This window comes from uncultured Desulfovibrio sp., assembly GCF_944324935.1.
Classification (GTDB): Bacteria; Desulfobacterota; Desulfovibrionia; order Desulfovibrionales; family Desulfovibrionaceae; genus Desulfovibrio.
The window spans coordinates 25,753-44,256 of the sequence record NZ_CALUYG010000023.1; the positions used below are offsets into that span (position 1 = coordinate 25,753).

The following is an 18,504-nucleotide window of genomic DNA, read 5'->3' on the forward strand; positions in this document are numbered from 1 at the left end:
GTTAGAAGTTGCGGCGCACAGGGCCGAAAAACAGCAGGCCCAGCAGGAGCAGGGCCGCCGCGGCGGGGAGCCAGCGGGCGATGCGGTGGTAGGGGGTCGTTTCCGACAGGATGCGGGCCCGTCCCCAGTGGGCGGCCTCTTCAAACTGTCCCCCCCGCAGGACGACGCGGCCGCGCGCGTCGATGACGGCCGAGATGCCGGTATTGGTCCCTCGCAGGATCCAGCGGTTCTGCTCCACGGCGCGTACGGCCGTGAGGCGCAGATGCTGTAATGCCGCCGGCGAGCGGCCGAACCAGCCGTCGTTGCTGATGTCCACCAGCACGTTGGCGCCGTCGCGCACCCGTTGCTGGGCAAGCCACGGAAATATTCCTTCATAACAGATGAGCATCCCCAGTTCAAGACCGCTGCTGCGCAGGGGGCTCAGGCGGGTTCCGGGAGTATAGACGCCCACCTGCTGCAGCAGGCCTTCCAGAAAATTCCACTGCAGCCAGTCCGGCACATATTCGCCGAAGGGCACGAGGTGCTCCTTGTCGTAGTAGCCCGCCAGGCTGCCGTCCGGGCCGATGAGATAGGCCCGGTTGTAGACCCGCATGTCCGCCCGGCTGCCTTCAAAGCCGGGAGCGCCGGTCAGCAGGGGGCAGCGTGCCCGGGCGGCCAGTTCGCGTATGCGCGGCGTGTGCGGATTGGCGGCCATGAGGTTGAAAGGCAGGGCCGTTTCCGGCCAGATGATGAGCGGATGTTCGCCGGGATGGGCGGCCAGCATCTCTTCCGTCAGGCGAAGATAGGTCTGGACGGTGCTGCGCTGGAAGGCCGGCAGCCATTTCTGGTTCTGGTCGATGTTGCCCTCGGCGAAGAGCACGGCAAAGCTGCCGCTGCCCTGCGGCAGGGGATCAGGGGGCTCGCTCTCGAGACGCCACCAGCCGTAGGCCAGCGCGGCGAGCATGAGCAGCAGGGCAAGCAGCGGATAACGCCTGCCGTGCGGCGCCATGAACAATAAAACGAGGAGAAAGGCCCAGGAGCCGTCCAGCAGATAGCCGCCCAGCAGGTCCGCCGGCTGGATGAGCAACGGCCAGGCCGCGAGCGCCCCGTACAGCGGCAGCCAGGGAAAGCCCGCCACCACCGCGTAGCCCCATTCCAGCAGATACCAGCACAGGCCCAGCGAGAGGGCCAGCACCAGCGGCGTGCGCCGTCGCAGCAGGTGGGCGGCCCAGGCAAAGAGCCCGCCCGCGCTGGCCAGACAGGCCGCCACGAAGGCCGCGCAGGGGACGGCCAGCCACCACGGCAGCCCGCCCACCTGATAAATGGGCAGATACAGCCAGTAGAGCGCCGCCAGATGTCCGCCCCAGGCCGCCAGCCAGCCGCGCCGGAAAGCCTGCCCGGCCTGTCCGGCCCGCAGGCCGATGAGCGCCAGCAGCGGCGGCACGAGCAGCGCCAGAGGCGGCAGGGCATCCGGCAGGAAGGGGAGGGGATGCGCAAAGCCCAGCCAGAGGCAGCCGGCGACGGCCAGCGGCAGGAGCGCGCGCGACAGTATGCCCTCGCGGGACGGGGGCCAGGCCGGCAGCATGCTACTCCTCATCGTGGGCGGGGGCGGCCTCCGGGTCGGGCTCCATACGCAGCCGCCGGATAAGCTTCTTGTCCGCATCCTGCACCGTGAAAAGCCAGCCATGCAGGGCAAAGCGTTCGCCGGGGCCGGGCACATGGCCGGCTTCCATGCTCAGATAGCCGCCGATGGTGTCCACCTCGTCGGACTCGATGTCCACGCCGAGTTCCTGCAGGTCTTCCAGCAGGGCACGGCCGGTCAGCTCGTAGATCCGCGGTTCGATCTCCCGGATGTCTTCCTGGCGGGGGGCATCGTGTTCGTCCTCGATGTCGCCCACGATCTCCTCGAGCAGATCCTCGATGGTGATGAGGCCGGATGTGCCGCCGTATTCGTCAAGCGCGATGGCGATATGCTGTTTGCGGGCCCGAAATTCCTGCAGCAGGGTACGTATGGGTTTGGTCTCCGGCACGAAGAAGGGATCGCGCATGATGGCGGAAAGGGTCTGGGAGCCGGTCTCCGGCGAAAGCAGGCAGCTGAGGATGTCCTTGGCGTGCAGGATGCCGACGATGTTGTCGCGGGTCTCCCGGAAAACGGGGATGCGGGAGTGGCCGGACGTCACGATGACGCGCGCCACCTCCGCCAGGGGCATGTCTTCCGGCACGCAGTCGATGTCGGTGCGCGGCGTCATGGTGTCCTGCACTTGCAGGTCGTTGAAGCGCAGGATGCCGAGCAGCATGGATTCCTCGTCGGGTTCCACTTCGCCTTCGGCCCGGGCTTCCAGGATGGCTTTTTCGAGGGATTCCTCGTCGTCGCGCCCGAACAGGCGTCCAAGACGCGACCAGATACTACTGTGACTCTCGGAACCACCGTCCACAATGACCTCCTTTGTTGAAGGGAGTTAGTGATGATGTCCGCTCAGGCTCTCGACCCAGCGCAGGATGGGGTCGACGCCTTTGAGCGGGGATGCATGAAACCACTTCAGGACACGTTCGCCGGGCTGGAGCAGCGCCCAGTTGGTGAACTCCAGCCCCACCAGAAGGGCCGGCGGATTTTCCCGCAGGCGGGTATTGTTGACCGAACAGGTCGCCCAGAAGGTGACGGGCTGACCGTCCATCTCGAATACCAGCAGGCAGAATAACGGGGAACCTCTTTCAAGGTCAACGGGGGGAGCGGCCTCTTTCTTCTCCAGCGGAAAACCGATGGCCATGCCCGAGGCGGAGATGTCCGCCAGGAAGAGCGGCGGTGAGGCCGCGCCGCGCTTGGCCGCCAGAACGGGCGGGCCGACCTGCTCAAGGCTGAGAGGCATGGGCTGCTGGGGCGTGATGGTCCAGAGGCTCAGCAGGCGTATCTTGTCCTGCGGCGGGACGATGCGGGCGAACGAGCGCTTGTGTCCGATCTCCATGCTGACGGGAAAGCTCATCTCCACAGCCTGGAAGGGTTCGTCGGGGATGACCTTGCGAATCTCGCAGCAGAATTTGAAATATTGCTGGCCGGCCTGTTCTTTGGCGCGAAACAGCAGATAGGCCGGCGCGTTGGTCAGGGAATGGGCAATGGGGTCCAGCATGCGGAAAAGCAGCTTGTCCTTTTCCTGCGTTTCGAGCTGGCCCCGGTAGCTGCGACAGCCGATGCCCGGCGCGTCCGGCTCGATCTCGAAGATCTCGCGCGAGAGCAGGGCATCGTCCAGGATGCTGCGGACGATGGTGTGGAAATGTTTTTGCGAATGGCGGGAATGGGCGTGCTTTTGCCAAAAATAGCCCAGGATGAAAAGGAGCAGCCCTCCGACAAGGCTCAGTGAGATGATCAGCAGTGGCGACATGCGTTTCTCCAGACGGTGACGACGAGCGGCACGGCGGTTCGGCGATTCAGCGGGTGGCTGCCGGCGGGGAGGTGCGCAGCAGGCCCAGCTTGTGCAAATGGATCTCCAGACAACTGACGGCCGCGGGAGTCACGCCGGAAATGCGTCCGGCCTGTCCCAGATTGCGTGGTCGTACGCGTTGCAGCTTTTCTTCCACCTCGCGAGAGAGGCCGACCACGGCACTATAGTCCAGATCTTCCGGCAAGGGAACCGATTCCAGCGACCTGGCCCTGGCCACCAGCTCGCGCTGGCGTTCCAGGTAGCCCGCGTACTTGATGTCCACCTGTACGCTGAAGGCGGCATCGGCCTCCTCGGCCAGCAGGGCGGCAAGGCCGGCATGCCAGTCGGCCAGGCGCTCAAGCTCCAGCTCGGGCCGTCGCAGGGCCTCGGCCAGGGTGCGCCCGTGCAGGCTCGCGTCCGGCAGGGTCGCCGGCAGGCGTTCCGTCTCCAGCAGACGGCGCAGCTTCGCCGCCCCTTCCCGCTTGCGCTGGAAGAGCGCCCAGTGGACATCGTCCACAAGGCCCAGCTCCCGCCCCAGCGGCGTCAGACGGATGTCGGCATTGTCCTCCCGCAGGAGCAGGCGGTGTTCGGCGCGGGAGGTGAACATGCGGTACGGCTCCTCCGTGCCCAGCGTGACGAGGTCGTCCACCAGCACGGCCATGTAGGAGGAGGCGCGGTCCGGCAGGAAAGGCGGCAGGTCGCGCAGCCGGCAGGAGATGTTGAGCGCCGCCCACAGGCCCTGGGCCGCCGCTTCCTCATAGCCGGACGTGCCGTTGATCTGCCCGGCCAGCCAGAGACCGGGCACGGCTTTGCTCTCCAGCGTGCCGGCGAGCTGTATGGGATTGGCGTAATCGTATTCGATGGCGTAGCCGGGCCGCACCATGACGGCATGCTCCAGCCCGGGGATGGCAGCCAGCATGGCCTGTTGCACGTCCAGCGGCAGACTGGTGGAGATGCCGTTGGCGTAGACTTCGGCGCTGTCGAGGCCTTCGGGCTCCAGAAAGATCTGGTGGCGTTCACGGTCGGGGAAGCGGGCCACCTTGTCCTCCACCGAGGGGCAGTAGCGCGCGCCCGTGCCTTCGATGACGCCCGTGAACAGCGGCGAGCGGTCGAAACCGCTGCGGATGGCCGCATGGGCGGCCTCATTGGTCCAGGTGATGTGGCAGCTCACCTGCGGCAGCACGGGGCCCGGCCCGCGGAAGCTGAAGCGCGGCGGCGGCGTGTCCCCCCGCTGTTCCTCGAGCTGATCGTAGTTGATGGACGAGCGCAGCAGACGCGGACATGTGCCGGTCTTGAGGCGGCCCAGCCGGAAGCCCAGCCGCCGCAGCGCGGCGGAAAGCCCGTGGGCCGGCGCGTCGCCCAGCCGGCCGCCGGGCAGGTGGGTCAGCCCCACATGGATGCGTCCCTCCAGAAAAGTCCCGGTGGTGAGCAGGACGTGCGGCGCGTAAAAGCGCAGGCCCAGCGCGGTCAGCACGCCGCGGACGCCGCCGTCGTCCGTGAGGACGTCCACCACCTCGTCCTGCCAGATGCGCAGGTGCGGCAGGCCGAACAGAGTGGTACGCACGGCCTTCATGTAGGCCTGTCGGTCCATCTGGGCGCGCGTGGAGCGCACGGCCGGGCCCTTGCTCATGTTGAGCGTGCGGAACTGGATGCCCGCCGCGTCGGCCCAGAGGCCCATCATGCCGCCGAGGGCGTCGATCTCGCGGACCATCTGCCCCTTGGCCAGGCCGCCGATGGCCGGATTGCAGGACAGATGGCCCAGACGGTCCACGTTGCCGGTCACGAGCAGGGTGGGATGTCCCAGCCGGGCCAGCGCGGCGGCGGCTTCGCAGCCGGCATGGCCGCCGCCCACCACGATGGCCGCGAAGCGATCCCGGTCGGAGAGGTCAAGAGCGGCAGAGCACATGGGCAAAGACCTTGGCGTCGCCGATGGTGGCGGCGATGGACGAGTGTTCGTCGGGCTGATGGCAGGTGTTGCACAGGCGGCTCCAGACCACGGCGGGCAGGCCCTGACGGCGCAGCAGCGCCGCCACCGTGGCTCCGCCGATGCCCACGGGGCGGGCCGTCACGCCGTAGACGGCGGCGACGGCTTCGGCCAGCGCGCCGACCACGGGGCTGTCCCGCGGGGTGACGCTGGCCGCCTGATGGTGGTGGATGTCCACCGTGATGTCCACGCCGTAGCGGCGGGCCGTCTCCGCCGTGCGCGCCCGCGCGGCGGCCAGCACGCTTTCGGGCGTCACGTCCGGCAGCAGGCGGCAGTCCACATAAAAGCAGTCGTCGCCCGGCAGGATGTTGATGCTGTCGGCCCCGCCCTCATGGCGTGTGGGCACGAAGGTGGAACAGGGCGGCTGGAAGAGCGCGTCCGTCTCCGGGAAATCCTCCGCCAGTCCGGCGCAGGCCAGCACGGCGGCGGCCCCGGCCACGAAGGCGTTGGCCCCGCATTGCGGCTGCGAGGCATGACACTGGCGGCCGGCGGTGCGTACGCGCAGCCAGAGTACATGTTTTTCGGCCACTTCCACTTCCGAGCCGTCCGGCGAGCCCGAATCGGGCACGATATACAGATCTTCCGGCCGGAACAGATCCCCGGCCTGTTCGAGGACGTATTGCAATCCCCGGGCGTTGCCGCACTCCTCATCGGCCATGAAGACCAGACCGAGGCCCGGCGTGGGACGCTCCGCGCCGGCCTCCAGCGCGGCGCGCAGGGCGGCGGCCAGCAGCAGCATGCTTACGAGACCCTGCTGATTGTCTTCCACGCCGCGGCCGTAGAGCAGGTCGCCTTCCCGGCGCACGGTCCAGGGATCGCTGGTCCAGGAGGTCTCCGGCCCGGCGGGGACCACGTCCGTATGGGCGAAGAGCCAGAGGGTCCGCGTTTCCCTGCCGGGCAGACGGGCGATGAGGTTGGGCCGCTCGCCGCAGGACACGCGTTCGTCCGGCGCATTGCACCAGCGCAGCGTGAAGGGGGAGCCCGGGCCGCCGAGCAGGTCGGCTATCTGGCGGGCTTTGGGCATTTCGCCGTCGCCGCCGTTTTCCGGGCCGAGCGCCCGAAAGGCCGTGAGGCGGCGTTGCAGGTTCTCCACGGTATCGCCCTGCGCGCTCAGATGATGCAGCAGCGCGTCAAGCAGCGGTTGTGCGGACATGGCAGACTCCGAAAACATCCCGGCGGGATGCAAAAAAAGGAGGCCCGACGAGCCTCCTTGGAAAACAGGGGACGCCCCTCGGGAGGGACGACACGGAAAACTGGGCGGTCTAGCGGCCCTTGGCGGCGCGCTTGGACGCCTTGAGGGGGTTGACCTTGGCGGCGGCAGCCACCTGCACCTTCACATGGGTGGCGAAGTTGCAGCGCCCGCCCGCCCACTTGCGTTCGGGATTGGGGTAGCTGGAGCAGAAGTTCTGGCCTTCGAACTCCCGCACGCGATCGCAGCCTTCGCACTTTTCCACCACGGGGAGAACGGTGATGCCGTTCACAGCCACACCATCAGCCGTTTTGACGGCATTCTGCAGAGCAGTCATACTGTGTACCTCCATAGCGCCGCGGCGCTGGTAATTCTTCGGAATGGGCAACTATAGTAAAAATCCCTGTCCTGTCAAGGGGAATTCCGCATAGCCCGCCGCTCGACCATCTCAGGGGGCGGGCTTCACCTGTTCGCGGCGTTGCAGCCGGCGCAGGACGGGGGCAAGCACTTCCGGGGCCAGCCGCCAGGCAAGGGCGGCAAAGAGCAGGCAGAACAGGCCGCCGCTCACGGCCAGCAGCAGGAGGGCGTCGACCAGCGGCGGGAGAGGTCCGCCCAGCCATGCGGCGCACCACGCGCCCCAGGGCAGGGCCTGCGCCCAGGCGGCCGCCGCGCCCGCGGGCAGGCCGCAGAGCAGCACGCGCAGGGCCAGACTTCCCAGTCCGGCAAAGGCGCCGCCGCCCCTGCGCCGCCGCCAGATGGCCATGAGCCAGAGCACATAGGCGCTGACGCTCAGGCTGGAGACGGCGCTGATGGCCCAGGCCCCGTGCGGCACGGCCCAGAAATAATAGCAGGGCAGGGCCAGTACGGTCATAATGGTTCCGGTGACGGCCGGGGTGAGGGTGTCGCCGCCGGCATAGAAGGCCCGCACCAGCACCATGTAGATGATCCACAGCGGCGTGGCGGCCAGCATGATCTGGAGGAGCGGCGTGCAGGCCAGCGTTTCCGCCGCGCCGAAGCGTCCGCCCTGGAAGATGACGGCGAGCACCGGCCGGGCGGCCAGCCCCAGCCAGATGGCGGCGGGGATGATCAGGCCGACGCTGGCCCGCAGGGCCGTGGAAAGGGTGCTGTCGAAGCGTTCCCGCTCGCCGCTGGTGACCAGCGCCACAAGGAAGGGATAGGAGGCCACGGCGGCGGCCTGCCCCATGAGACCTACCGGGACCTGGGTGATGCGGCGGGCGTAGTTGAGCAGGCTGACGTTGCCGTCGGGCAGCATGGTGCCGAACAGGCGCAGGAACTGTTCGTCCATGAGGATGATGGTCTGGCCCAGCATGAGCGGCAGGGCCGTCAGCAGGAAGCGCCGGAACAGCGGATGGGCGAGCCGCCATTCCAGATGCAGTCCCTGGGCGCGCGCCACCCGCCAGGGCAGCCAGAAGGCCCCCACGGCCGCCCCGACGGTCACGCCCACGCAATAGCCGCTCATGCCGCCGAGCTCCCACTCCGGCGGCAGGGAGAGCGCCTGGGCGCACCACGGCAGGCAGAGCCCGCCGAGGATGATGCTGCCGTTGTAGATGAGCGGCGTCAGGGCCGGGACGCGGAACTGCCGCCGCAGGAAGAGCAGTGCCGTCATGCAGGCCCCGCAGAGGAAGAAGACCTGCGCCGGCAGGATGATCCGCATGAAGAAGGCCAGCCGCGCGACCTGCGCCGCGTCGAAGCCGGGCGCGGTGAGGCGGGCGAGGGGCTCGGCCCCCAGCATGCCCGCGCCCGTCACCAGCAGCGAGGCGAGGAGCATCCAGCAGAAGACGCAGGAAAAGAAGCGCCAGGCGTCCGCCTCGTCCTCGGCGAAGCGCCGGGACAGCAGGGGGAGCATGGTGATGGACATGATCCCCCCGGCCAGCAGACTGTTGATGATGTCCGGCACCATGAAGGCGGCGAAGTACATGTCCGCCTCGCTGCCCGCGCCGAACTGCCAGGAAATGATCTTGTCGCGCACGAGGCCCATGAGGCGGGAGAGAATGGTGCTGGCGGCCAGCAGCAGGGCCGCCGCGCCCATGCGCTGACTGCCGGAGAGCAGGCCCATCAGCCTTTCCTCCCGCATTTTTGCCGTCGCTCCTGTCGCTGGGAAGTGCGCCGGGGCGACCGGTCGACGCGACGCGGCGCGGTCTCATTGCCGCGCGGAGCGCGGCGCTGCCGGGAGAAGGGGCGCCGTCCGGCGGGACGGCCGCGCGCGTCAAGCCCGGCGTCAGCCGGCACGAGGCGGATCTCCAGCCGTCCGGTATGCACGTCGGCAAGGCGCACCGCCACCGGCCGGCCCAGCGCCCAGATGACGCCGCCGCGCTGTCCCACCAGCGCATGGCGGCGTTCGTCCAGCGAAAACCAGTCGTTGCCCAGATCCTCGACCCGGATCATGCCCTCCACGGGCATGCTCTCCAGTTCCACGAAGACGCCGAACTCGGTCACGCCGGACACCACGCCGTCGAAACGCCGGCCGATGCTGTCGCGCAGGGCGATGCAGGCCAGCCGCCGGGCCATCTCCCGCTCGCATTCCAGGGCTTCGCGCTCCCGGCGGTTGAGCTGATCCGCCACCCGCAGCAGTTTCTGTCCGCCGGGCACGCTGCCCGCGCTCTGGCCAAGCTTCTGCTTGAGCGCCCGGTGCACCAGCAGATCCGCGTACCGGCGAATGGGCGAGGTGAAGTGACAGTAGGCCGGGGAGGCCAGGCCGAAATGGCCCTCGTTCCACGGCTGGTAGCGGGCCTGGGGCATGGCGCGCAGGCAGAGGCGGTTGACGAGGAATTCCTGATCCGTCTCCCGCACCCCCTCCAGGATGCCCCGCAGGGAGGCCGCGTCCGGCCGCGCCGGCAGCAGCTCCGGCGCGATGGCCTTCAGGGAGGCGAACAGCGCCTCGAGCCGTTCGGCGTCGGGCCGGGGATGCACGCGGTAGAGGAAGGGCGTCGCCGCCCCCTGCGGCGTCGTGCCGCCGAGGAAACGCGCCACGGCCTCATTGGCCGCCAGCATGCACTCCTCGATGAGGCGGTGGGCGGTGAGGCGCTCGCGCCGTCCGATGCCGGCCAGACGCCCGTCCGGCGTCAGGTCGTACCGGGCTTCGGGCAGGTCGAAGTCCAGACTGCCGCGTGCGGTGCGCGCGGCATGCAGGGCCTCGTACAGACGGAAGGCCTCCTCCAGCATGGCGACGATCTCGTCCCCGCGCGGCAGGGCCTCCAGACGGGCGCGGGCGTCGGGCTCCCGGCGCACGAGGGCGGCTTCCGTCTCCTCATAGGTGAGGCGGGCTGCGGAGCGCATGACCGCCGGGAAGAAACGCGCGTCCACCGGCAGCCCCCGCCTGTCGATGCGTACGTCCGCCGTCAGGCAGAGGCGGTCCGTCCCGGGATTGAGGCTGCACAGGCCGTTGCTCAGGGCCGGGGGCAGCATGGGTTCCACCGAGGCGGGGAAATACCAGGAATTGCCGCGCGCCAGCGCTTCCGCATCCAGCGCCGTACGCGGGCGCACATAGTGGCTCACGTCGGCGATGGCCACGCGCAGCCGCCAGCCGTCGGGCAGGGCCGCAACGCCGATGGCGTCGTCGAAGTCGCGGGCGTCGGCCCCGTCGATGGTCACCAGCACCAGCGGGCGCAAGTCCTCGCGCCCGGCCATGTCCCCGGCCGAGGGGTCGGCAGGCAGGGCCAGCGCCTCGGCTTCGGCGCGGGGCGGGAAGGCCAGCGGGACCTGATGGTTGAGCTTGACCAGATTTTCCTGCACGGCCACGCTGTCCTCATGGCCGATGACCTCCAACAGGCGGGCCTGCCAGAGATCGGAGGCCAGACGGCGTTCCGGCTCGAGCAGGACGAGCGCCCCGCGTGGCGGCGGCGTGTCCAGCGCCGGGGGCATGTCCACGCTGAAGGACACATCCAGACGGCTGTCCGCCGCCCGGCAGTGCAGGCGGCCGCCCGCCCGGTCCAGCACATGGGCCGGCAGCTGGCGGCAGCCGCGTTCCAGCACTTCCACGATGCGGCCTTCAGGGCTGCGCCCGCGCACCTGCCGCCCTCGCGGGGCCAGCAGCACCCGCACCATGTCCGTGTGCCAGGCTTCCCCGGCCTGCGGGGGATGGATGAAAACATCCGGCCCGCTCACCTGTCCGCGCGCATCGAGCGGCGTGACGAAGCCGCCCGCGCCGCTGCGCAGGGCCATGTAGCGGCCGCGGACCTCCCGCAGACTGTCGGCCCGCGACCAGAGTCCGCCACGCTGGCGTACGGCCTTGCCCTCGCGCGCCAGCCCGTCAAGGGCGGTCTCCAGCTCCTTCCGGGCCCGGCGCGGCAGGCCGAGTACCCGCAGCAGGCCGTCCAGCCGCATGGGGCGGTGCTGGCGGGCAAGGGCGGTCAGGATGCGGTGGGGCAAAGTGTGGACACGTCCGTCCGGCGCGTCATCGCCGGGACCTTCGTCGTCGGCGGCAAGGCGGTCCGGCTGGTCGGCGGCGCTGCCGTCTCCGGCCTCGCAGTCGTCCTTGTCGGCCAGGTCGGATGCGGAGGGCACAAGTGCCGGGCTGTCGCCGGCAGGCGGCCAGACGAGCTCCTGTTTCCGGGGAGGCGGGGGGGCGGAAGCGGCCTCTTCGGCATCGGAGAGGGCCGGCCGGACTGGGCGTACGGGCTGGGCGGGGGGGCGACGGGTGCTCATGACGAATATCCTGATGCCTGCCGCGGGATGCGCGGGGCTGACGGCAGACGGAAAAAAGACGCATGGCGGGGGCAAGGTCGTTCCTTGCCCCCGCCAGATGGGTACGTTGCGTGCGGCAGTCTGCCGCTCGGGCCGGCGCTAGTCGCGGTTGCCGAACAGGCGCAGCAGCATGAGGAAGAGGTTGATGAAGTCCAGATAGAGGGTCAGCGCGCCGAGGATGGCCCCGCGCCGGATGGCGGAAGCGTCGTCCAGCGGGGCGGCTTCGCCGAACTGGCGGAGCTTCTGGGTGTCATAGGCCGTCAGGCCGGTAAAGATGATGACGCCCGCGCAGCTGATGACGAAGTCCAGCATGCTGCTGCCAAGAAAGATGTTCACGATGGAGGCGATGATGATGCCGATGAGCCCCATGAACAGGAAGCTGCCCATGCCGGTCAGGTCACGCTTGGTGACCGTGCCGTAAACGGACATGACCAGGAACATGCCCGTGCAGGTCAGAAAGGCGTTGGCGATGTTGCCGATGGGGTAGACGATGAATATGCTGGACAGGGTCAGGCCGTTGAGCAGGGCATACAGCAGAAAGATGCCCGTGGCCGTGCCCGCCGACAGTTTGTGGATGGCGGCGCTGAGCGCGACCACAAGGCCGATCTGCGCCACGATGAGCACGACCATGATCAGGAAATTGCCGAAGATGGCCTCCACGAGCGCCGGGCTGCCGGCCACGGCAAAGGCCGTGAAGGCGGTGACGCCGAGACCGATGGTCATCCAGCGGTAGACATGGCCCATGAAGATGCCGGCAACGCTGACGTTGCTCTGGGCCTTGGAATAAGCACGCGTTTCCATATGACCTCCGTTGGGGAAAGGAAAACTCGTCGGGACGAGAAAATTTCAGTCAGCATAGAATATAAGACGAAATGCCGTCTTGGCAAGCCTTGTGTGCGGATGTCACAAAAAAAACACGAAAGAGGGACAGCGCGCACTTGCCAGTTTCCGGCGATTGGGCTAAAGGAAGCAAAGAGATTTTTCACGAGGTGTCCGATGCCCGCTATCAAACGTATCGCTTTGTGTGTTCTGCTCGGCGTAGGCATGCTGTGCCTCTGCTGCTCCCTGCCGGCCGCGGCGGCGGGCGCGGATCCCGTCGTCAGACTGGAGACCAGTTACGGCGACATCCTGTTGCGTCTGGATGCCCGCAAGGCGCCCATGACGGTCTCCAACTTCGTGCAGTACGTCAAGGCCGGTCATTATGACGGTACGATCTTCCATCGCGTCATCAAGGACTTTATGATCCAGGGCGGCGGCATGACCCCCGATCTCAAGGAAAAGCCCACGCGCGCCCCGGTGAAGAACGAGGCGTCCAACGGGCTCCAGAACAAAAAGTATACCGTGGCCATGGCCCGGACCAGCGAACCGCACTCCGCCACGGCCCAGTTCTTCATCAACACCAGGGACAATGCCTTCCTGAACTACCGCAGCGCCACGCCGGAAGGCTGGGGCTATGCCGTGTTCGGCAAGGTCATCAAGGGACAGAACGTGGTGGACAAGATCGCCGCCGTCCCTACCGGTTCCCGCGGATACCATGATGACGTGCCCAATGAGCCCGTCATCATCAAGCGGGCAACCGTTGTCGAATAGCCGCATACGGGCTTGCGGCCCTCCCCCCCATCGGCTCCGCCGATGCTGCAAACCCGCGGACGAAGCCGGATAACTGTCCGGCTTCGTTTCGTTTGGGGCCCCGGAAGCCGGCGCTCTCACCCTTACCCCCGAGCATCATGCTGGAACTGACCCTCCTCCTTAAATATGTCCTGCAGGCCGCCGAGCTCATGCCGTTCATCCTCCTGCTCACCTATCCGCTGGGCCGGCGCGGCAACGGGCGGCTGGCCATCTGGGGCGCGCGCCGCCTTACCCTGCTGAGTCTGCGTCTGTGCTGGTGCTCCGTCGCTCTACTGCTCCTGCATTTCGGGCTGACCCTCTGGCAGATGGACGATATGTCCACCCTCCCGCGCTGGCACTGGCAGCAGACCGCCGCCAGCCTGCTGGCCTGCGGTCTGGCCGCGCTCTTTCTGGCGCTTGTGCAGAAGGCCAACGCCCGCCTGCCCGAGTTCCCTTCGCTGCGTCCCGACGAGACCTGCCTTTACGACGGGGCGGCCATCCGCCGTCCCATGCTGCTCACCGTCACGGCGCTGCTGTGCCTGTTTGGCCTCATCCTTGTCCAGGGCGGCGTTCTGGCTCCGCCGCCCCAGGGCATGGCCCGCGGCGACCTGTTCCGTCTGGTGTTCGGGGCGAGCTTCGGCATCGCCTTCTCTCACCTCACGGCAGCCGGCGGCGTGGCCCTGCTGGTGCTCTACGCCAATGCCCGGACGCCGCTCCTGCTGGGCAAAAACTGGGATCGGGCGGTGCGCTGGTGCGGCATCTGGGCGGTCCTGGGGCTTTTGCCCACCTGCATCGACCGCTGGAGTGACGTCCTTTTGCAGCCGCTCCTTTTCCTGCTTTCCGGGCGTCCGCTGGGCAGCCTGACGGAAGATCCCACGGCCCTGGCGACCCTCCATACCGCCCCGGCCGCCGCCATGCTGACCCTGGCCGCCTGCCTCTGGGCCGTGCCGCTCTACCGGCCCCGCCTGGCCCGTCATCTCTGGCTGCTGCTCCTGCCCTGGCTCTGCCTGCTCCTGCAACCGCATGTGCAGCGTGCCTTTGCCGGCTAGAACCCGTTAACGCCATTGTCTGCCTGGGGGAAGGGCCCCTCGCTCTGCTGTCGATGCCTGTAGGGCTCCTGCGTCGCCTGACAGGCACGGCCTCCGGCCGCCCGTCGGGTCGCGCTCCGCTGTCGATGCCTGTAGGGCTCCTGCGTCGCCGACAGGCACGGCCTCCGGCCGCCCGTCGGGTCGCGCTCTGCTGTCGATGCCTGTAGGGCTCCTGCGTCGCCTGACAGGCACGGCCTCCGGCCGCCCGTCGGGGGCTCGTTTGGTGTGCGAAGAGGTTTCCCCTCCTTGCCCACCGGGAGGCGATCATGCCCGGATGCCGGGCGGCCGCCGCCCGGCGACAGGGAGGGCCGGTCCGGCATCCCGTGCCGGTCCTTTCCCGCCGTCGGCCATGCGCATGCGTCGCATCTTGAAAAAAAGATTTTTTTGGCGTCGGGATATTGACGCGACACGGCAAAGTCTTACCATCTCTCTCAGAAACCCACAGTGGGGGATGGTTCTATGGCAGTAGAATACAAGGATTATTACAAGCTGCTCGGCGTGGAGCGCAGCGCCTCCGCCGAACAGATTTCCCGGGCCTACAAGAAGCTGGCCCGGCAGTATCACCCCGACCTCAATCCGGGCAACAAGCAGGCCGAAGAGAAATTCAAGGAGATCAACGAGGCCTACGAGGTCCTGAAGGACCCGGAAAAGCGCAAGCTCTATGATCAGCTCGGGCCCAACTGGCAGCACGGGCAGAATTTTCAGGGCGCGCCGGGCTTCGAGAACATGCACTTCTCCTTCAACGGGCAGGGCTTCGACGGCGCGGGCTTCTCGGACTTTTTCGAGACCCTCTTCGGCGGGGCGCGCGGCTCGCGCGGCGGACGCACCAACGCCGGTTTCGGGGCGGATCCCTTCAGCGGGTTCAGCGCGCGTCCCCGGCGGGGGCGGGACGTGGAGGCCGAGCTTTCCCTCTCGCTGGAAGATGTGGCGCGTGGCGGCAAGCGCAGCGTGACCATACAGACCGGGAGCGGCCCCAAGACCCTGGAGGTCAATGTGCCGGCCGGCATCCGCGAGGGGGCCAAGCTGCGCCTGGCCGGTCAGGGCGAGGCGGCGCCGGGCGGCAGTGCGGGAGACCTTTTCCTGCGGATACGCTATCTGCCGCATCCGCACTTCCGCGTGGATGGCGACAATCTGCAAAGCGACGTCTGGCTGGCCCCGTGGGAGGCCGTGCTCGGGGCGCGTGTTCCCGTGCGGACGCTGGACGGCGAGGTGGAACTCAACATCCCGGCGGGCACATCCTCCGGCCGCAAGTTCCGGCTGCGGGGCAAGGGGCTCGGCAGTGCCGCCGCCCGCGGGGATCTGCTGGCCCGCGTTATGATCCGCGTGCCGGAGCAGCTCTCCGACAGCGAGCGGGAACTCTGGAACAAGCTGGCCGAAACGTCCGCCTTTTCCGCCCGTCAACATCGTTCGTAAGGGAGGCCGCACATGAGCCTGTTACGCAAAAACATCACCCTGCCCACGCCGTCCGGCTACATGGTGTGGGAAGAATTCGTGGCCAGTACGGGCATCGATCCCGACCGCCTGCGCGAACTGCTGGCGCTTGGCTGGCTGGACATCGGCCAGACTTCGGAGCAGCCCCTGTTCCGGGATGTGGACATCTACCGCGTCCGCAAGCTGGAGCGCATCTGCTGCGATTTCGAGTTGCCCGTGCTGGGCGGGACCATCATCGTGGACCTGCTCGAGCGGGTGGATCAGCTGGAGCGCCGGGTGCGCGACCTGCGCGGGCTGGACGACTAGATTTTTTCGCCGCGGCGCGGCGCGTTCCTGCGCGCGGCGAAGCGAGTGCATGGCAAGGAGGCAAGAGGTATGGACATCAACAAATTTACTGACAAGGCCCGCGAGGCCGTCACCGAGGCGCAGAGCATCGCGGCGGGCATGGGCCATCAGGAGACCGACGTCGAGCATCTGGCGCTGGCTCTCGTGCGGCAGGAAAACGGCATCGTGCCCCGCATCCTGGAACAGATGGGCGTGCAGACCCGCGCCTTTGCCGTGGGCATGGAAGAAGCGCTGCGCAAGCGGCCTTCCGTGTCCGGCCCGGGCATGGATACCTCCAAGATTATGATCACCCAGGAACTGGGCAAGGTGCTGAGCGATGCCGAAAAGGAATCCCGGCGCATGAAGGATGAGTACGTCAGCGTGGATCATCTCTTCCTTGCGCTGACGGATGTGCCGCAGCTGAGCACGCTGGGCAATCTGCTCAAGGAATACGGCATCAGCCGCGCCACCTTCGGCAAGGCTATGGAAGAACTGCGCGGCGGTGCGCGCGTCACCAGCGCCAACCCCGAAGATACCTTCGAGGCCCTGAGCAAGTATGCCCGTGACCTTGTGGAAGCCGCCCGCGAAGGCAAGATGGACCCGGTCATCGGGCGCGACGCCGAGATCCGGCGCGTCATCCGCATTCTTTCCCGCCGCACCAAGAACAACCCGGTGCTCATGGGCGAGGCCGGCGTGGGCAAGACCGCCATCGTGGAAGGGCTGGCCTTCCGTATCCTCAAGGGCGACGTGCCCGAAGGGCTCAAGGGGCACAAGCTCTTTGCGCTGGATATGGGCGCGCTCATCGCCGGGGCCAAGTACCGCGGCGAATTCGAGGAACGCCTGAAGGCCGTGCTCAATGAAGTGGAGAAGAGCGAAGGCAAGATCATCCTCTTCATCGACGAGCTCCATACCATCGTGGGCGCGGGCAAGACCGACGGCGCCATGGATGCCGGCAACCTGCTCAAGCCCATGCTGGCCCGCGGCGAACTGCACTGCATCGGCGCCACCACCCTTGACGAGTACCGCAAGTACATCGAAAAGGACCCGGCCCTCGAGCGCCGCTTCCAGCCGGTCATCGTGGATGAACCCTCGGTGGAGGACGCCATCTCCATCCTGCGCGGCCTCAAGGAACGCTTCGAGGTGCATCACGGCGTACGCATCAGCGACTCGGCCATCGTGGAGGCCGTGACGCTCTCGCATCGCTACATCACCGACCGCCAGCTGCCGGACAAGGCCATCGACCTCATCGACGAGGCCGCCGCCCTTATCCGCACGGAGATCGACTCCCTGCCCGCCGACCTTGACGAAGTGAATCGTAAGGTCATGCAGCTCGAGATTGAACGCGAGGCCCTGCGCCGCGAAACGGACGAAGCCTCCCGCGAACGGCTGGAAAAGCTGGAAGGCGAACTGGGCGAACTGCGGGTGCAACAGGGCGAACTGCGCAGCCAGTGGGAACGCGAAAAAGGCTCCATCGACGAGGTGCGCCGCATCAAGGGCGAGATCGAACAGGTCAAGCTGGCCATCGAACAGGCCGAGCGCAACTATGACCTCAACAAGGCCGCCGAGCTCAAGTATTCCACCCTGCTGGATCTCCAGAAGAAGCTCGAGGCCGCCTCGGCCTCGCAGGATGCCGGGGCCCAGCGCCTGCTCAAGGAAGAAGTGCGCCCCGACGATGTGGCCGAGATCGTGGCCCGCTGGACGGGCATACCGGTGACGCGCCTCATGGAATCCGAGCGCGAAAAGCTGCTCCGCCTGGCCGATCAGCTCCACGAACGCGTGGTGGGACAGGATGAAGCCGTTACCGCCGTGGCCGACGCCGTGCTGCGCGCCCGCGCCGGGCTCGCCGATCCGGCCCGTCCCACCGGCAGCTTCATCTTCCTCGGGCCCACGGGCGTGGGCAAGACCGAACTCTGCAAGGCGCTGGCCGAAGCCCTCTTCGATACCGAGGACAACATGGTGCGCCTCGACATGAGCGAATACATGGAAAAGCATTCGGTGTCCCGCCTCATCGGGGCGCCTCCGGGATATGTGGGCTATGACGAAGGCGGCCAGCTCACCGAGGCCGTGCGCCGCAAGCCCTATTCCGTGGTGCTCTTCGACGAGATCGAAAAGGCCCACCCGGATGTCTTCAACACGCTCCTGCAACTGCTGGACGACGGCCGCCTGACCGACAGCCAGGGCCGCACCGTGGATTTCCGCAACTGCATCGTGATTATGACGTCCAACATCGGCTCCGTCCATCTGCTGGACGGCATCAACGAGGACGGCACGCTCAAGCCCGGCGCACGCGACAAGGTCATGGAAGATCTGCGCCACCACTTCCGGCCGGAATTCCTCAACCGCGTGGACGAAACCGTGGTCTTCCTGCCGCTGCGCCGCGATCAGGTGGGCCGCATCGTCGATCTCCAGATCGACCGTCTGCGCCGCCGTCTGGAAGAACGCAAGATCACGCTCGACCTCAGCGACGAGGCCCGCGACTTCATCGCCGACGCCGCCTATGACCCCGTCTACGGCGCGCGTCCGCTCAAGCGCTACGTCCAGCACCATGTGGAAACGCCCCTCGCCCGCAAGCTCGTGGGCGGCGAGGTCCGCGACGGCCAGCACCTGCGCCTGACCGTCAACGCCGATGGCGAACTCGACTTCAGTGAAGTCGTCAATCTCGGCAAGTAGATGAATGCGCTTGTGGGGGGAAGGCGACCCTTTGTGGCAGATTGTCAAACGAAAGTTGACACAAAGAAGACCCCGTCTTCCCTCATTTTTTCCACAGTTGTCTTGTAACCG

14 protein-coding genes are annotated in these 18,504 nt (G+C 67.4%); 5 read left to right on the forward strand and 9 right to left on the reverse strand.

The window, feature by feature from the left end; genetic code table 11:
• Position 1: 1 nt before the first annotated feature.
• The 9 genes from lnt to Q0J54_RS07000 all read right to left on the reverse strand — a co-directional run bounded on the left by lnt (position 2) and on the right by Q0J54_RS07000 (position 12,073).
• A complete protein-coding gene (gene lnt, locus Q0J54_RS06960; protein ID WP_296304737.1) occupies positions 2-1,564 on the reverse strand; it encodes an apolipoprotein N-acyltransferase in 1,563 nt (520 codons plus the stop codon).
• 1 nt (position 1,565) lies between these two features.
• Positions 1,566-2,414 (reverse strand): hemolysin family protein, encoded by an 849-nt coding sequence (locus tag Q0J54_RS06965; RefSeq protein WP_296304738.1) that lies wholly within the window; start codon positions 2,412-2,414, stop codon positions 1,566-1,568.
• A 24-nt stretch (positions 2,415-2,438) separates the two neighbouring features.
• Positions 2,439-3,356: a PilZ domain-containing protein gene (locus Q0J54_RS06970; protein ID WP_296304739.1), complete on the reverse strand. Its 918-nt coding sequence runs from the start codon at positions 3,354-3,356 to the stop codon at positions 2,439-2,441.
• 46 nt (positions 3,357-3,402) lie between these two features.
• On the reverse strand, positions 3,403-5,301 hold the full coding sequence (mnmG, locus tag Q0J54_RS06975) for a tRNA uridine-5-carboxymethylaminomethyl(34) synthesis enzyme MnmG (RefSeq protein ID WP_296304740.1): 1,899 nt from the start codon (positions 5,299-5,301) through the stop codon (positions 3,403-3,405).
• Positions 5,282-6,532 carry a M20 family metallo-hydrolase gene (locus tag Q0J54_RS06980; protein WP_296304741.1) on the reverse strand — a complete coding sequence of 417 codons (1,251 nt, stop codon included), beginning with the start codon at positions 6,530-6,532 and terminating at the stop codon, positions 5,282-5,284. The genes mnmG and Q0J54_RS06980 overlap by 20 nt, the downstream gene beginning before the upstream one ends.
• 109 nt (positions 6,533-6,641) lie before the next feature.
• On the reverse strand, positions 6,642-6,905 hold the full coding sequence (locus Q0J54_RS06985) for a PxxKW family cysteine-rich protein (protein WP_296304742.1): 264 nt from the start codon (positions 6,903-6,905) through the stop codon (positions 6,642-6,644).
• Positions 6,906-7,016: 111 nt separating this feature from the next.
• Positions 7,017-8,645, reverse strand: a complete 1,629-nt coding sequence (murJ, locus tag Q0J54_RS06990) for a murein biosynthesis integral membrane protein MurJ (RefSeq protein WP_296304743.1) — start codon at positions 8,643-8,645, stop codon at positions 7,017-7,019.
• A complete protein-coding gene (locus Q0J54_RS06995) occupies positions 8,645-11,233 on the reverse strand; it encodes a ribonuclease R family protein (protein WP_296304744.1) in 2,589 nt (862 codons plus the stop codon). Before Q0J54_RS06995 ends, murJ begins: the two co-directional genes overlap by 1 nt.
• A 138-nt stretch (positions 11,234-11,371) precedes the next feature.
• Positions 11,372-12,073, reverse strand: coding sequence for a Bax inhibitor-1/YccA family protein (locus Q0J54_RS07000; protein ID WP_296304745.1), 702 nt, complete (start codon positions 12,071-12,073; stop codon positions 11,372-11,374).
• A 243-nt stretch (positions 12,074-12,316) separates the two neighbouring features.
• Here Q0J54_RS07000 and Q0J54_RS07005 point away from each other — a divergent pair, with 243 nt between their 5' ends.
• The 5 genes from Q0J54_RS07005 to clpB all read left to right on the forward strand — a co-directional run bounded on the left by Q0J54_RS07005 (position 12,317) and on the right by clpB (position 18,393).
• Positions 12,317-12,862: a peptidylprolyl isomerase gene (locus tag Q0J54_RS07005; RefSeq protein ID WP_296304752.1), complete on the forward strand. Its 546-nt coding sequence runs from the start codon at positions 12,317-12,319 to the stop codon at positions 12,860-12,862.
• A 137-nt stretch (positions 12,863-12,999) separates the two neighbouring features.
• The gene (locus Q0J54_RS07010; protein ID WP_296304746.1) at positions 13,000-13,929 is read left to right on the forward strand and encodes a hypothetical protein; all 930 of its coding nucleotides are present in this window, start codon (positions 13,000-13,002) and stop codon (positions 13,927-13,929) included.
• Positions 13,930-14,427: 498 nt separating this feature from the next.
• Positions 14,428-15,381: a J domain-containing protein gene (locus Q0J54_RS07015; RefSeq protein ID WP_296304747.1), complete on the forward strand. Its 954-nt coding sequence runs from the start codon at positions 14,428-14,430 to the stop codon at positions 15,379-15,381.
• A 12-nt stretch (positions 15,382-15,393) separates the two neighbouring features.
• The gene (locus Q0J54_RS07020) at positions 15,394-15,705 is read left to right on the forward strand and encodes a chaperone modulator CbpM (protein ID WP_296304748.1); all 312 of its coding nucleotides are present in this window, start codon (positions 15,394-15,396) and stop codon (positions 15,703-15,705) included.
• A gap of 69 nt (positions 15,706-15,774) precedes the next feature.
• Positions 15,775-18,393, forward strand: coding sequence for an ATP-dependent chaperone ClpB (clpB, locus tag Q0J54_RS07025; RefSeq protein WP_296304749.1), 2,619 nt, complete (start codon positions 15,775-15,777; stop codon positions 18,391-18,393).
• Positions 18,394-18,504 lie beyond the last annotated feature (111 nt).